At 58.4% G+C, this 14,847-nt stretch carries 14 protein-coding genes; 6 read left to right on the forward strand and 8 right to left on the reverse strand.

Translation table 11 applies throughout. The features are described from left to right. Positions 1-9 precede the first annotated feature (9 nt). The 7 genes from K5E80_RS15490 to K5E80_RS15520 all read right to left on the reverse strand — a co-directional run bounded on the left by K5E80_RS15490 (position 10) and on the right by K5E80_RS15520 (position 5,354). The gene (locus K5E80_RS15490; protein ID WP_246591008.1) at positions 10-1,419 is read right to left on the reverse strand and encodes a coiled-coil domain-containing protein; all 1,410 of its coding nucleotides are present in this window, start codon (positions 1,417-1,419) and stop codon (positions 10-12) included. Between the two features lie 63 nt (positions 1,420-1,482). Continuing rightward, on the reverse strand, positions 1,483-1,818 hold the full coding sequence (locus tag K5E80_RS15495) for a hypothetical protein (RefSeq protein WP_220637003.1): 336 nt from the start codon (positions 1,816-1,818) through the stop codon (positions 1,483-1,485). 183 nt (positions 1,819-2,001) lie between these two features. After that, positions 2,002-2,319, reverse strand: a complete 318-nt coding sequence (locus K5E80_RS15500) for a hypothetical protein (RefSeq protein ID WP_220637004.1) — start codon at positions 2,317-2,319, stop codon at positions 2,002-2,004. Positions 2,320-2,475: 156 nt separating this feature from the next. Next, positions 2,476-3,780, reverse strand: a complete 1,305-nt coding sequence (locus tag K5E80_RS15505; RefSeq protein ID WP_220637005.1) for a hypothetical protein — start codon at positions 3,778-3,780, stop codon at positions 2,476-2,478. Between the two features lie 183 nt (positions 3,781-3,963). Beyond that, entirely contained in the window at positions 3,964-4,185 is a 222-nt protein-coding gene (locus K5E80_RS15510) for a sulfurtransferase TusA family protein (protein ID WP_220637006.1), read from the reverse strand. 229 nt (positions 4,186-4,414) lie between these two features. Next, positions 4,415-4,852, reverse strand: a complete 438-nt coding sequence (locus tag K5E80_RS15515; protein WP_220637007.1) for a hemerythrin domain-containing protein — start codon at positions 4,850-4,852, stop codon at positions 4,415-4,417. 91 nt (positions 4,853-4,943) lie between these two features. Continuing rightward, positions 4,944-5,354 carry a nitrous oxide-stimulated promoter family protein gene (locus K5E80_RS15520; protein WP_220637008.1) on the reverse strand — a complete coding sequence of 137 codons (411 nt, stop codon included), beginning with the start codon at positions 5,352-5,354 and terminating at the stop codon, positions 4,944-4,946. Between the two features lie 195 nt (positions 5,355-5,549). Here K5E80_RS15520 and K5E80_RS15525 point away from each other — a divergent pair, with 195 nt between their 5' ends. Further along, positions 5,550-6,764, forward strand: coding sequence for an NAD(P)/FAD-dependent oxidoreductase (locus K5E80_RS15525; RefSeq protein WP_220637009.1), 1,215 nt, complete (start codon positions 5,550-5,552; stop codon positions 6,762-6,764). 71 nt (positions 6,765-6,835) lie between these two features. Here K5E80_RS15525 and K5E80_RS15530 read toward each other — a convergent pair whose 3' ends face one another. After that, on the reverse strand, positions 6,836-9,283 hold the full coding sequence (locus K5E80_RS15530; protein ID WP_220637010.1) for a sensor domain-containing protein: 2,448 nt from the start codon (positions 9,281-9,283) through the stop codon (positions 6,836-6,838). A 712-nt stretch (positions 9,284-9,995) separates the two neighbouring features. Here K5E80_RS15530 and K5E80_RS15535 point away from each other — a divergent pair. The 5 genes from K5E80_RS15535 (at position 9,996) to K5E80_RS15555 (ending at position 14,794) form a co-directional block, all read left to right on the forward strand. Then, the gene (locus tag K5E80_RS15535) at positions 9,996-10,217 is read left to right on the forward strand and encodes a PP0621 family protein (RefSeq protein ID WP_220637011.1); all 222 of its coding nucleotides are present in this window, start codon (positions 9,996-9,998) and stop codon (positions 10,215-10,217) included. Next, entirely contained in the window at positions 10,199-11,803 is a 1,605-nt protein-coding gene (locus K5E80_RS15540; protein WP_220637012.1) for a sensor histidine kinase, read from the forward strand. Before K5E80_RS15535 ends, K5E80_RS15540 begins: the two co-directional genes overlap by 19 nt. After that, positions 11,800-13,146: a sigma-54-dependent transcriptional regulator gene (locus tag K5E80_RS15545; RefSeq protein ID WP_220637013.1), complete on the forward strand. Its 1,347-nt coding sequence runs from the start codon at positions 11,800-11,802 to the stop codon at positions 13,144-13,146. The genes K5E80_RS15540 and K5E80_RS15545 overlap by 4 nt, the downstream gene beginning before the upstream one ends. Before the next feature lie 209 nt (positions 13,147-13,355). After that, complete coding sequence (gene ampD, locus K5E80_RS15550) at positions 13,356-13,898, forward strand: 1,6-anhydro-N-acetylmuramyl-L-alanine amidase AmpD (protein WP_220637365.1); 543 nt, start codon at positions 13,356-13,358, stop codon at positions 13,896-13,898. A 422-nt stretch (positions 13,899-14,320) separates the two neighbouring features. Beyond that, positions 14,321-14,794: a histone H1-like DNA-binding protein gene (locus K5E80_RS15555; protein ID WP_220637014.1), complete on the forward strand. Its 474-nt coding sequence runs from the start codon at positions 14,321-14,323 to the stop codon at positions 14,792-14,794. The last annotated feature ends 53 nt before the right edge of the window (positions 14,795-14,847 follow it).

The raw sequence follows: 14,847 nt of genomic DNA on the forward strand, positions 1-14,847 counted from the left end.
TTGCTCCAATCAAAACTGATGTGCACCGTGCGTGCCAATGCTGAATAAGTATTGCAGGAAAATCTGGTTGTCGCTGGCGCCGCTGCCCGAGTTGTCGTGCGCCCATTGCAGGCGGAAGCGCGTGAATTCGCTTGGACTGTAATCGAGCATCACGCTATTGCGCTTCGGGTCATGCGCGGCAAGCAGCGGAAAGTCGGCCGCAGTGAGTACGCCGCCATTCACGAGCCCAATGTTCACCGTGCCGTAGATCAGCGCGTCGTGGCGCAGGCCAACGCGCCAGTGCGGCATGAACTGGTACACGCCTTGCAAATACCAGCCGCTCTGATCGCTGTCATAACCATCGGCACAGCCGCTGCCGCAAGTACTCGCCACCGAATTGCTCGCCAGCGTGCCGTCCTCGCGGCGGCGGAAATACTCGCCCTGCAACTTGAAATTGGTCACTGTACTGTTGCCCTCCGGCGCCCATTTCCAGATACCGTCGGCGATCCACAGGCGGCTCTTGCCTGTGAAGCTGTTGCTCACCGCATTGCCCAGATGGTCGACGTCGTCATAGCTGCGATTGCTTGGGCTGCTCCCCAGCCATGAAAGACCGACGCGCCAGGCATTGCTGACGCCGGCATCGCCGCCGAGATGCGCGAATAGCGCGCCCTGCGAAACGCCATTCTTGTTGTTGTCGGCGCCAGGGAAAGTGCGGCCGCGCCCGGCTTCGGCACCGAATTCCAAAAACATATCCGTCGGCGCCAGCCACTTGAGCTGCACGCCGTCGTCGCCAAGCTGATTGCCGAGGAAAGCCTTGTAGACCAGCGGTGCATCGGTAAAATCCCAGGCGTGCTGGTGCTGTTCGTTCATGTAGCCGATGCCGGAGAAGAAGCGGCCGCCCTTGAAGCTGAGTCCGTTGCCAAGGCCGAGGCTCTGAAAGAAGGCGTTCTCCATATCGACGCCGCCCTCGGGCTTGAGCGAGGCAATCGCCGTCCCGCGCCAGTCAGGATCGATATTGGCCGATATTGTCAGTTCCGATTCGCCGAGACTGAAACCGCGGGAGCCGGGACCGACATCGCCCAACGTCGGCACGAAGCCGCTAATCTGGTACGCGCTCGGGTTCTGCTTGAGATTGTTATAGGAACCTTGCAGGATCATCGACACTTCGGGATTAAAGCTGTTGCTCTGCGCCGGCGCGGCGGGAGGGTGCTGGGCTACGGCCTGCTGCGCAACGGCCTGAGCCTCGCCGGCTTTCTCTTCGGCCTGGGCGAGACGTTTTTCCAGCGCGTCAATGCGCTGTTCATAGGTTTGTTTCATTTGCGCGATTTCGTCGCGCAGGGCCTTCAAATCTGGATCGGTTGCCGCCAGGGACGCTGCTGGCAAAGTGATCAGCGCTGCGCCAAACAATGTGGCGACCGCATTCATGCGAAACGGTTTCATGGGTTTCTCCAAAACAATGACAAACACCACCCCGACTTGGGACGGAAGAACAACAGTCAGGTTTTAGAGAAGCGGGGGAGGAGCTCGGGCGCGGCAGGTGATAACCGGCCGCGTAAAGACGGAAGACGCAAGCGGCAGGCAGTAGCTGTCACCGGCAAAAACAGCGAGGAAAACTGGCGCGGGGGAGGGCGGTGCACCGCCGCCGATGCCGGCGAAGGCGATACAGATGGCGCAGGCATTGGCGGGATGATCGGCGCCACCTTCATCGTCCTGGTATTGCGCGACCACCGCCGAACCGCCATGCCAGTGGCTCAGCAGGTGCGCGAATGCCGCCTGCTGCGAACCGATCAGCAGCAGAGACAGCAGCAACGCAAGGAAAGGGCGGCAAATACGCTTCATGCGGCGGGCATCAAAACAAAATCGCGCAGAAAGATCAAGCAGTGTTACAAAGCGTAATGCGGATTTATTGTTGTGCACACTTCCCCAAATCTCCTACAGGCGGAATGGTTCGAAGCGCATTTGAAAGCCGCTTCTTCGCATAACGCCAAATCAAGCAAAAACCATTTACCTCTTTAGCGGTACTTATTTCGCCGGTTTGGCTTCGCGCACGCAGCTGTCGAAACAGGCAAGTCGCTCATCCCAAGTCTTGATTTTCAGGTAGCAGTCAGTAACCGCTTCGGCATTTTGACAGGAGGGCAGGAAGCCCCGGTATTTCGCTTCGCAAGCCAGCCCATCAGTCTTTTCAGGTGAAATCTGAATAAGATGCTCGCAAATTTTCTTGTAATCAACCTGCGTTGCTCCTGTTTCGGTTGTCGCGGATTTTGTCTCGGGTGAGGATTTTGAACATGCGGCCGAAAAAGAGATAGCGACTACCAGCAGAATAAAAAAAACCTTTTTCATCTGAACTCCGTACAAGTGTTGTGTTGAGTAGGGCTAATCGTTACTACCAGATCGTATTTTACGATGAGACCAAGCTACTTCCACAAAACTGGTCCAGACCTCAAATCCAAAGCCGGGCCAGGCGGACGACATTGACCGTCGCTCAGGAAGACGGCATCAGGCCAAAGCTGCCTGGTGCTGCTGCTCCAATTCGCGGCCTGCGCGAATGAACATCCGTGTCGCCACGATCAGGTTCCATTCCAGCAGGATAAACGAAAGCGTCAATGTGACGGCACTGGCATAGGCCAGCAACGGTAGCGCGGGCGCCGCGAGGAGCAGCACGAACGCCAGCAGGTGCACGAGAAACTGTGCCTTCATGTTTCGCTCCGGGATGATCTGCTTCATGTTGGGCACCGGCAGCCCGGCCAGCGCGTATTTCTGCAGGTGCAGCCAGATCAGGAACGGCACGATCTTGTAGAGCATGCCGCAGATGACCCCGGCGAATACACCTGCGAACAGCATCGTTCCGAGCAGGTAGGGTGTTGCGGTGAAATCCGCAACCGGTCGCAAGACTTGCTGGGCGATGAACAATGCCGCCACCAGCGCCAATGCGATCATCGACAAGCGCCAGAACAGCAGTGTCGACTCGACAATCTTGCGCCGTCGCCGCGCTTGCAGCCGCAGCGTGACCAGCGCGAACCAGACGGTGAGCGCAGCTCCGATGGAGCCGAGCGCGATCCGCGCTGTTTCCGCGTATTGCGAACCGAACGACCACAGACATAGCACGGCGAACAGGGCGCCAGGAAGGTAGCGCGTCAGCAGTGCCGGATATGCCGGCGTCAACTGGAACATCGGCACCACGAGAAAGGCCACGCCGGTAACCAGCAGCAGGCTCCAGCCCACCAGGCCCCATGCCGCATGAATATCGGTCCAGTCGATCGATGGCAGCACGATGGGCCAGCCGGCGCTCGCGCCGAGGGCGACGCCGAGCAGGATCGTGACGAGGACGGCGAGCACGGACAAGCGCAGTGCGAGCAGCGTCGGCCCTACCGCCGGCGTCCGCAACAACGCGACCAGGACGACCAGCGCAAAACCGCCCAGGGAGACGCCCAGAAACGGCGTGGCAACGCGGAACAGCAGCGGCGATCCCGCGATGAATCCACCGACCAGCAGGATCGTGCCGAGGGTGAGACCGGCATGGGTGAACGTCGTCACGCGGCGCGGCTGCCAGATATTGGCGCCAACGACGACGGGGATCATTTGTAGCAGGGCGCCGCACATGACTTGAAGCATGAAGCCCAACACGATCAGATGGGTCAGCGCGAACGTTGCCGGCGCCCAGCGCGAATCGAGAATGGCGGACGGTTGCCAGAGCAGCAGCAGCGCGGCTGCGATGCCGAACAACGGCGCCGTCAGAAAGAAACGAAACGGCATCGAGATGGGCGGTGCCTGTTCAAACGAGAGGACGGGTTGTTTAATCATAAACCAGTTAATTTATGACAAATCGCGTGAAGAATTTCGAGCAAAGCGAGCCAGTTAGTCGCCTCCTCCGTGAGGGGGAGGGCGGGAGGGGGCGGGCTTTAATTTGCTTTTCCGGCCAAGCATCAAAGTCTTTCATCGAAGCCAACCTTGTTTGGTTCCAGCTTGCCCGGTTTGAAGTAGCCATCAGCGCTTGCGGATGCGGACTTCCATGGTCCCGTCCGCCTGCATGTGCGATTCGTGCCGATAGCCGTTCTGTTCGAGAACGGCATACAGGGGATGCGGGGTGCAATAGAGCAGAACCAGAAGCTCTTCCCCCTCGGGCAGCTTCTCGAGCGCCGCTATCGTCAACTCCAGCGGCTCAGGCGGCAATAGTCCGCGCCCATCGACTATATGCTGTTCAGGCATGGGTATTAACATGAAAAGCAAAAATGGAGCGCCTTGTGATATCGAGCGTAGCGAGCCGATTGATAGCCCCGCCCCGGGGGTTGAGGCGGAAATTCGCAAAGCAGCGCTTTGCGCCGCCGAGACGGGCGAGCTGTGCAAAGCGAGCCCTGGAGCAGGTATGGGGGTGGGGGGCGTTCAATTTGCCTTTACGCATTTTCATCCTCGGAGGCGGCGCTGGCGATTATGCGCGTTAAGCGTGAAGCCCTTGGTTGATGCTCGCGGCAACTTCCTGGTTGCCGCCGAGAGCCTGGTCGCACATCGGATAGAGGATGTTCTCTTCCTTCATGTTGTGCTGCTGCATCAGTACCAGCAGTGTCTCCGCCACGCCGCCGAATTCATCCTTATCCTTGTTCTGTAGCGCGGTTTCCAGTTGTTTCAGCAACTCAAGCATTTGCTTGTGTTCGTGGCGCATGACCTCAGTCGGTCCGCCGGCCATGCCAGTTTCTGCTTCAAACGCGGCGAAGAGCACGTCTTCCTCGATGTGGAAGTGACACTGCATGTCATCATGCAGTTTGGCAAACGCTGTCGCGCAGGCCGGCCAATCGCCGCGCTGGGCAGCTTCCTCGGTGCTGGCGAAATCATCGTCGCAATGGTGATGGTGGTCCTGCAGGGCAGTGGTAACGCTCATGATTGATTCTCCTTTTTCTGACATTGGTCAGTGGGAGGAATTCTCCGCACCGGCTCGGTGGATTGCATTGATACGAATCAATTTTATTCAGTTACGGGTCCGCGCGGTCTCGTGCCGGCCTGGCTGGCAACGCGGGTGCCAACCGGCGCCCGTGCAGCAAGTGCATGATGGCCTGGATGGGGTGGCGCAAGAGCATGCGCGGTCCGGCCCATTGCATCACTACCCTGATTTGCTCACGCATATTTGCACTATAGCAATGGACGACGCAGTTCGCGCAGGTCGGCTTGGCATCGCCGAACACGCAGCGCTCGAGGCGCCGCGCCGCATATTCAAGCAGCATGACGCAACTCGGACAAAGCGTCCCGCGCCTGTCGTGGCCGTGGCCGCGGCAATACATGTCCACCATCGTTGCGATGGTCTTCAACTCGCGTGAGCGCTTGATGAAGCGCTTGTCGGTGGTAAATTCAATGGCCTGGCGGGGCATGGTGTGGTCGGTTTTCATTTCGCTCGCTTGCAGTAAGTCGAAGCATAGGGCGGGGCGGCGCAGGAAAAAATGATTCAGGTCAAGTGCCTCAACTTTCACCCGCTGGCAAAAGGATTGTATTCCTGCGCCTGCGGATCGGCCATTGCGGTGATGCCGTGGGCGGTTGATTCCAGTCTAGAATCCGTCAATTCGCCACCAACGGGAGGGTTGCACATGGCCAATAGTATCCATCATCAAATTGTCATTGTCGGCGGCGGCGCCGCCGGACTCGGCGTTGCCGCCCGCTTGGCACATGCGGGCTGCAAGAACGTGGCCATCATTGAGCCATCGGACAAGCATTATTACCAGCCGTTTTGGACCCTGGTCGGCGCCGGGGTCGTCAAGCGCGAACAGTCGGTGCGACCCACGGCGGGCTTGATTCCAAATGGAGCGAAATGGATTCAGGACGCAGTCAGCGAATTCGATCCCGCCGCAAACCGGCTCAGGACGCGGGGCGGCAAGGACATCAGCTACGACTATCTGGTCGTTGCCCCCGGCTTGCAGATCGACTGGCACAAGATCAAGGGGCTGCCGGAAAGTCTCGGCAAAAATGGCGTGTGCAGCAACTACAGCTATGACGCAGTCAACAGCACCTGGGAAAACATCAGGAACTTCAAGGGCGGCAATGCCGTGTTCAATTTCCCGCCGCCACCGATCAAGTGTGCCGGCGCACCGCAAAAGGCCATGTATCTGGCGGAGGACTATTTCCGTCGGCAGGGCATACGGGATAAATCGCGGCTGGTGTACTACTGCGCCACGCCCACCATTTTCAGCGCGCCCCATTACGCCAAGGCCCTTACCGAACAAGTGGTCAAGCCGCGCGACATCGAGGTGCATTTCAAGCATGATCTGGTCGAAATCCGCGCCGCCGCCAAGGAGGCTGTCATCCAGAACCTGGACAACGGCGAAACCATTCTCCAGCCCTACGACATGCTGCATGTGGTGCCGCCCATGAGCGCACCTGATTTCGTCAAGCAAAGCCCGCTCGCCAACGCGGCCGGCTATGTGGACGTGAGCAAGGAAACTCTGCAGCATGTACGCTATCCGAACGTATTCAGCATTGGCGATGCCAGCAGCCTGCCCACTTCCAAGACCGCGGCGGCGGTACGCGCACAAAGCCCGTTCCTGGTGACGAATCTGCTGGCGGTCATCGCGGGCCGGCAACCGACGGCCAATTACGACGGCTATACCTCCTGCCCGCTGATTACCGGCTATGGCAAGTTGATCCTGGCCGAATTCGACTACGACCTGAACCCCTGTGAAACCTTTCCCTTTGACCAGCGCAAGGAGCGCTACAGCATGTATTTGCTGAAGCGCTACGTGCTGCCGGTGATGTATTGGGACGGAATGTTGAAGGGATCCAATTTTCCGAAACCGGGGCGTGCCTGAAACCAAGCTGTTTTGGATAAACTCGGCACAATGAATGACTCACCCAGGCCTGTTGCTTTCGATTCAGGGTGTCATATAACGTAGTCGGCACTGGCAGGCAGCTTGTTGGTATTGTCTCTGTTCACAAGCTGCTCGAAGCCCTCGATGGGCAATGGGTGGCCAAAAAGATGCCCCTGATAGGCAAGGCAGCCGTTTTCATTGAGAAAACTGCGCTGAGTCTCGGTTTCCACGCCTTCAGCTATTACCGTCAGCCCGAGATTTTTCCCAAGGGCAATGACCGTGCGGACGATGCCGCAATCGTTAGGATCGGTGAGAATGTCCCGGACAAAGGACTGGTCGATTTTCAACTGATCCAGGGGGAGGCGCTTCAGGTAAGAGAGCGATGAATAACCGGTACCAAAGTCGTCCAGCGAAAATCTAATGCCTTCTTTTCTCAACTTTGTCATCTTGACAATGGTGTCATCCACGTTATCCAGGAGCATGCCTTCAGTGAGTTCCAGCTTCAATTTCTTCGGATTGGCGCCGGTACGATTGAGCATGCTCATCACCTCGCCCACAAAATCCTTGTGGCGGAACTGACGGGCGCTGACATTCACCGCTATCGTAAGATGAGCCATCTCGGGAAGTGTGGCCCAAAGCGCCAGTTGAGTGCAGGCGGTTTGCAGCACCCAGGAACCCAACGACAGGATCAACCCGGTTTCCTCGGCGATGGGAATGAACTCGGAAGGCGACACCGGACCGCGCAGCGGGTGCTGCCAGCGCAACAGCGCTTCCGCCCCGGTTACAAACCGATTGCCATCCACCTGGGCCTGATAATGGACATGAAGCTGGCCTTTCAGGATGGCGTCGCGCAGTTCTGCTTCCAGTGCCACTCGGCGCATGACCAGGGCCTGCATCTCCTGGTCGAAAAAGCATAGCGTGTTGCGGCCCGCCCCCTTGGCACGGTACATGGCGAGATCCGACCGTTGCAGGAGAGCATCGGTCGAGTCAAGGTGATCCAGAAACAGGGTGGCACCGATACTGGCGCTGCAGTGATGCACGAAGCCCGCAAGTTGGTAGGCCTTGTCGAGCGTGGCGAGGATTTTCCCGCCCAGGGCTTCGACCTGGCTCGCGGCCTCGTCCGGATTTCCGCTCAGGCCTTCCAGCATTACCACGAATTCGTCGCCCCCCAGGCGCGCCACAGTGTCGCCCTGACGAACGCAGGAGACCAGGCGAGCCGAAACCTGTTGCAGCAACTGGTCGCCGACCTCATGGCCGAGGGTGTCGTTAAGCGACTTGAAGTTATCCAGATCCAATAGCAGCAACGCGCCATATTTTTCGCTGCGGTTGCTCGACGCCATGGCATGTTGCAATCGGTCGAGCAGCAGCCTGCGGTTGGGCAGGCGAGTCAGCGGATCGTAGAATGCCAGATTCTTGATCTCATCTTCGGCCGTCTTGTGCGAGGTGATATCGGTGAAGGTGCCGACGTAGTGGGTCACCAGACCCTGATTGTTCTTCACGGCAGTGATCACCAGCCATTCCAGGTAGACCTCGCCGTTCTTGCGCCGATTCCGTATTTCCCCCTGCCAGCCGCCGCTATGGTTGATGCATGCCCACATTTCGCGATAAAACGCAACGTCGTGATGGCCCGATTTGAGCCGGCGCGGGTTCTGGCCAACGATGTCTTCCTGGGTATAGCCGGCGATTTTTGTGAATGCGCGGTTGACCTGCAATATCGCCCCGCCGGCATCGGTAATGACCATGCCTTCCTGCGATTCGAACACGGTGGCGGCAAGGCGCAATGCCTGTTCCGTCTGCTTGCGTCCGGTGATGTCACGCGATGCCGCGTAGAGATAGCCCTTGTCATCGATCTCGCTCGCCGACATGTTGATCTCGACATCGATCAATGCGCCGTCGCTGCGGCGGTGCCTGGTTTCAATAATCTTCTGACCGTTTTGTCTGATCAGATCATGAATCTCTGCAATTATCGCCGCGCCAGAACGGTGTGTCTGCCAATCCGTGATGTGCAATTTGCCGATAACCGAACGATCATAGCCAAGCATGTTGAGGAATGCATCGTTAGCCTCCACCAGCGTGCCGTCGCTGTCCAGGATATGAATGCCATCGCTTGATGTTTTCAGTATGGCGTTGGTACGATTGCGTTCCCTTTCGGCGGCCTTTCTTTCGGTGATGTCGCGAACGATCGACGATGCGCCGATGATCACTCCCTCTTCGTCGCGGATGGGCGACACAGTGAGGGAAACGTCTATTCGTTCGCCATTCTTGCGGATACGCTCGGTGTGGAACTGTCTTACCGATTTGCCCTTGCGGACGGCCGAGTGAAAGGTCTCCAGCTCGGCGTGGCGCCCGTGAGGAAAGAGCGCGAGCACGGATTGTCCCACTATCTCCTGTACCGGGTAGCCGAAGATTCTTTGCGCGGCCGGGTTCCAGCTGGTCACAAAGCCGTCCAGCGTTCCGCCGATGATGGCATCCTCGGAAGACTCGACGATGGCTGCCATCATCATCTGTTCCTTCTTCAACCTTGCTTCCGCAGACTTTTTGCTCCAATCCAGGACATTCTCATCACTTTTTGGGATGGCAATCTCTTCATTCGGCTTTTTGTCGAGATTTGCGCCGGGCAGCTTCTGGGCACGACGAAAGCGAGGCTTGATGACTCTGGCAACGACTGAGAGGAGCGCAGTTACTGGCATGAGTATGGTTCTACCCGTCACAGAATGGCTGTCATGGAACAACAACATCCAACAGGCAGGCTGGGCCGTGAGACAAGAAGCAAGCAGCTAGCCGCTACAACAGCCAGCGGCCTCAAGTCATTGCAGCAATAGCCGCAACAACGGTCGCAGTCCAAGACGGCGAGCCGTCTTGTTGTCAAGACCATCATGATTGCCCTCTCCTCAACATCAAGCCCGGTCTATTGCCGAACTGTATCTTGTAATAACTTATTTTTTTGATTCTAACCATATTTGCCTGTTTAGTGGCCTTAATCGCGACCACGCGTTGCCCATAAACTCCGCGTTACCCTTTTGACATTCGCGGCCCGGATCGGGGCAATGCACTGCGGCCGGAAGCGCTACCACGATGGTGGTGTCAGGCGGTATAAAATAGCGCGCAGGACGCAGATGTCGGAGTTTCGTATCCTTCCACTCCCTGATCATATCGAAACCACCTTACGCCGGTACCCGCTTTGGAACCGGCGTTTTGATTCAGGCGGCATCGTTTTACCGGAGATGCTAGATGTATAAATGGTTGATGCTGTTGGTTATTGCTTATGTGGCTTACCGCTGGTGGTCGCGTGTTACGGTGTCGCGTCCTTCCGGACCGGCACGCGGGCGTGTTGAACAGATGGTCAAGTGCGCCCAATGCGGCATTCATTTCCCTCAGAACGAGGCCGTCCTCGGCGAGGACCATTACTTCTGTTGTGAGCAGCATCGCGCCGCATGGAAGCCAGGCCACTGAACTCGACGCTCGTCGCCTTGCGCGGCGACTATGTTCCGCCGGCATCATTCTGGCGTTCGCTGAATTACTTCCACCTGTACCGTTTCGCCGTCGCCAGCCTGTTCGTGCTGGCGACGATTTTTCCCGATTGGTCGTTGCCTTTCGGCAGTGAGAATATTTTTCTGGCGCGTTGGGTCAGCAAGAGTTATGCGGTTCTGGCAGCCGTCATTCCGCTGGTATTGCTGTACTGGAAGCCGCCATTCAATTTCCTGCTGACGACGGAAGTCTTCATCGACATTGTGGCGCTGACCCTGTTGATGTCGGCCAGCGGCGGCAATCACAGCGGCCTGGGCTATCTGCTGCTGGTGGTGCTGGCGGCCGCGGGCCTGGTGGGACAGGGCCGTTTGACTTTGTTCTATGCAGCGCTGGCAACCGTGGCCCTGTTGCTGGAGCAGGGCCATCGCGCCTTGATGGGTGCCGGCGAACCTGGAGACTTTACGCATACCGGCATCATCAGTATCGGTTTTTTTACGACGGCGGCCAGCGCACAGCTGCTGGCCCGGCGCGTGGTCGCCAACGAAATGCTGGCGCGCCGGCGCGGCGTCGAACTCGCCACGCAGTTGGAGATCAATCAGCGCGTGATTCGCGACATGCTGGACGGCGTGCTGGTGGTGGATGCCGAAGGCAGGGTGAGCCAATACAATCCGCGCGCCGCAAGTCTGTGGGATTGCGCTCCGGCGTTTGAGGCGCGACTGGAGGATTTTTCCGCTGATCTGGCCTTGCGCTACCAGGAGTGGCGTCGTTCGATGACGGAGGTGACCGAGACCCTGCGCGTGCCGCGCAGCGGCAGGATGCTCAGGGTGCGTTTCCTGCCGGCGGGGGAGACGGACAATGCCTTGCTCTACATCGAGGACATGGAACGCATCCAGGCCCAGGCGCAGCAGATCAAATTGGTCGCATTGGGACGGCTGACAGCCAACATGGCGCATGAAATCCGCAATCCTCTGGCAGCCATCAGCCATGCCGCGGAATTGTTGGCGGAGGGGCAAGAGACGGCAACACAAAGCCGGCTGACCCGGATCATCAATGACAACACGCGGCGTCTCAATCGCATGGTGACGGACGTGATGGAACTGGGCCGGCGCGATCGCGCACAACCGGAGTTGATCCGCCTGCACGAATCCATTGCCTTTCTCGTCGAGGATCTGGCGCTAATGGCACCGCGTGCGCGCGATATCGTCGTTCTCGAATGCGAGGCGGCGTTGAAGCTCAGGTTTGACCGCGGCCATTTACATCGTGTATTGACCAACCTGATCGAGAATGCCCTGCGCTACTGCTCGGGTAGTCCCGGCTGCGTGCGCATTACAGCAACGTATGCAGCAACGACCGGCATGGTTGAGGTGCTGATCGGGGACGACGGCACGGGCATTCCCGTCGAAGCCCGGCAGCATTTGTTCGAGCCATTTTTTACTACGCGAAGCGACGGCACCGGCCTGGGACTGTATATTGCGCGGGAGTTGTGTGCGGCAAATGGCAGCGATCTTGAATTGAGGGAAACAACGGGGCAGGGAACGCAATTCCGCCTCAGCGGCAAAGGGGAACAATGAACAGCACCACGATAGAGCGCAGGAAAAGGCGGGTTCTCGTTGTCGACGACGAGGCCGATATTCGCGAGCTGCTCGATCTGACATTGGTGCGCATGGGGTTCGAAGCGGACTGCGCGGCGACGCTGGCAGAGGCGCGTGCGCTGCTGAAGGCGCGTCGCTATCGTTTGTGTCTCACCGACATGCGCCTGCCGGATGGAGAGGGACTCGATCTGGTGCGCTACATTGGCGAGACGTGCACCGATCTGCCGGTAGCGGTGATTACGGCACATGGCAGCATGGAGAACGCCGTCAGTGCGTTGAAGGCCGGCGCTTTCGATTATCTGGCCAAGCCGGTGGCGCTGGACCAACTGCGCGCCCTGATCAAATCGGCGCTCGACCTGCCGCAGAATGCCATTGAAGGCGGGGTGGCCCAGGACCTGGCACTGCTCGGCGAATCGCGAGCCATCGTTGAAGTGCGGGCGATGATCGAGCGCGTCGCGCGCAGCCAGGCGCCGGTGCATATTGGCGGTGAATCGGGCAGCGGCAAGGAACTCGCCGCGCGTTTGATCCACCAATTAAGCGCTCGCCAGAACGGTTCCTTCGTGCCGGTGAACTGCGGCGCGATTCCCGAGAACCTGATGGAAAGTGAATTTTTCGGCTATCGCAAGGGCGCCTTCACGGGGGCCGACGGCGATCGCGACGGCTTTTTCCAGACGGCAAACGGCGGCACGCTGTTCCTTGACGAAGTCGCCGACCTGCCCCTGCTGATGCAGGTCAAGCTGCTGCGCGCAATTCAGGAGAAGCGAGTGCGCAAGGTCGGCAGCCCGAACGAGGAGCCCGTTGACGTGCGCGTCATCAGTGCCACCCACCAGCAGCTCAAGGATATGGTCGATGCCGGCAAGTTTCGCCAGGATTTGTTTTATCGGCTCAATGTTATCGAGGTCAGTATGCCTGCGTTGCGCGACTGCCGCGAAGACATCGGCCTGCTCTCCACGATGATTCTGGAAAAGCTGGCGCTTGCCTCTGGTCTCGTGACGCCGAAACTGTCCGCTTCCGCGCTGCGCGCCCTGACCGAATATCCTTTTCCGGGCAATGTGCGCGAGCTGGAAAACATTCTGGAGCGGGCAATCGCGCTGTTGCAGGGTGATGTCATTGATGCCGTCGATCTGCATCTGTCGCCGGTGATGGCGGAAACGGCGGAAGCGCCATCCTCATTGCAGGATTATCTGGATGGCGTCGAGAAGAAGACCATTCTGGAAGCACTGCAAAAAACCCGCTTTAACCGCACCGCGGCGGCCAAGCTGCTGGGCGTCACCTTCCGTTCCCTGCGTTATCGCATGCAGCGCCTCAACCTGAACGAATAGTTTCTTAGCGCCGAAGTCTTGACAAATTGTGAGCAAAATTGCGAGCGAAACGAGCATGATCGTCGCCTCTCCTGCGAGGGGGGTGAAGGCGGGGTTTCGCGGAGCACTGCTCCGCGCCGCCGTAGCCGACTGGCTGTGCAAAGTCAGCCGTGGAAAAGTCCGTAATCGAAGTCACACCGCTTTGGTTCCGGCGTGGCCGGCTTAATGCGATGACGCTGATCTGGTCGCAGGATGAAGGCGGTCTTCTTGAAGGCGTTCGCTTCATCCCGTCGCCGAATTGCGATGAACGGTCGGCGGGAGAAAAGGTTTCCCTGTTGGTGGTCCATGCCATCAGCCTGCCGCCGGGCGAGTTCGGCGGCCACGGCGTTGAGGCATTATTTACCAACAGGCTCGACCCGGCTGAGCATCCTTACTATCGCGAGATCGACGGGCTCAGGGTTTCGGCGCACTTCTTCATCCGGCGTGGCGGAGAACTGATCCAGTTCGTGCCCTGCGACCGCCGTGCCTGGCATGCGGGAACGTCCGAGTGGCGCGGCCGCGAGCGCTGCAACGATTTTTCGGTCGGCATCGAACTCGAAGGTTGTGATGAATGGAATTTTGAAGCAGCGCAATACGAAACGCTCAACCAGCTCAATGCCGCATTGAAGCAACGCTATCCGATTGCGGCGATCGTCGGCCACTCTGATATCGCCCCGGGGCGCAAGACCGATCCCGGTCCCCGCTTCGACTGGGCACGCATCACCGGACGCTGAGCGTTAGGCGCGTCAGCAGCGCGTCGAATTTTCCGCATGGTTTCCCGTGACGATTTTCTGGATATTGCGTCACTACGACGCAGCCATCTGTCTCGCGCCAGCAAAAAACTATCGCACTGATCAGAATCTTTCGCGCCGGCGCGCAGGAGCGATGGAATCGCTGCTCTTTCTTGCATTTATTTTGGGAACCCTCTCCAGTAGCGGGTTTCCAAGGCATGAGTGCCTGCATTGAAAGGGCAGGATGTGGCTATTATCATTCGTCATATAGCGCCGTGGCCATTCATAAACGAAGTGATAGGCCGATAAACGTGAGGAATTCGTCGCTTTCACTTATTGAAAGTGTTGAATAATCCGTGCTAACCCAAACGGGTTGAAGTGCAGTAGTAGATTCTTTTCTGTTACTTTGTTCATGGAGGTTCAACATGGCTATTGCCAAGAAACCGGCGGCGAAGAAAACTGCTGCCAAGAAGCCCGCAGCAAAGAAAGCCGCCAAGAAACCGGCGGTGAAGAAGGCTGTCAAGAAACCGGCGGCGAAGAAAACTGCAGCCAAGAAACCGGCTGCAAAAAAAGTAGCCAAGAAACCGGCGGCGAAGAAGGTCGCCAAGAAACCGGCGGCGAAAAAAGTCGCAAAAAAGGCCGCGAAAAAGCCGGCTGCGAAAAAGGCTGCCAAGAAGCCGGCGAAAAAGGCCGCGAAAAAGCCGGCTGCGAAAAAGGCTGCCAAGAAGCCGGCGAAAAAGGCCGCGAAAAAGCCGGCTGCGAAAAAGGCGGTAGCAAAGAAGCCTGCTGCGCCCGCGCCTGCTGCGTCGATTCCGTCGACGGCTGCTGCGCCCGGGTTGAAGTCGTCGCTGAATCCTGCGGCGGCTTGGCCGTTCCCGACCGGCTCGCGTCCGTCCTGATTGTCGGTATCGGCGCGTGCGGACAGCCTCCGGGTTGTCCGCATGTTTCCGAG

The organism is Georgfuchsia toluolica (genome assembly GCF_907163265.1).
Lineage (GTDB): Bacteria > Pseudomonadota > Gammaproteobacteria > Burkholderiales > Rhodocyclaceae > Georgfuchsia > Georgfuchsia toluolica.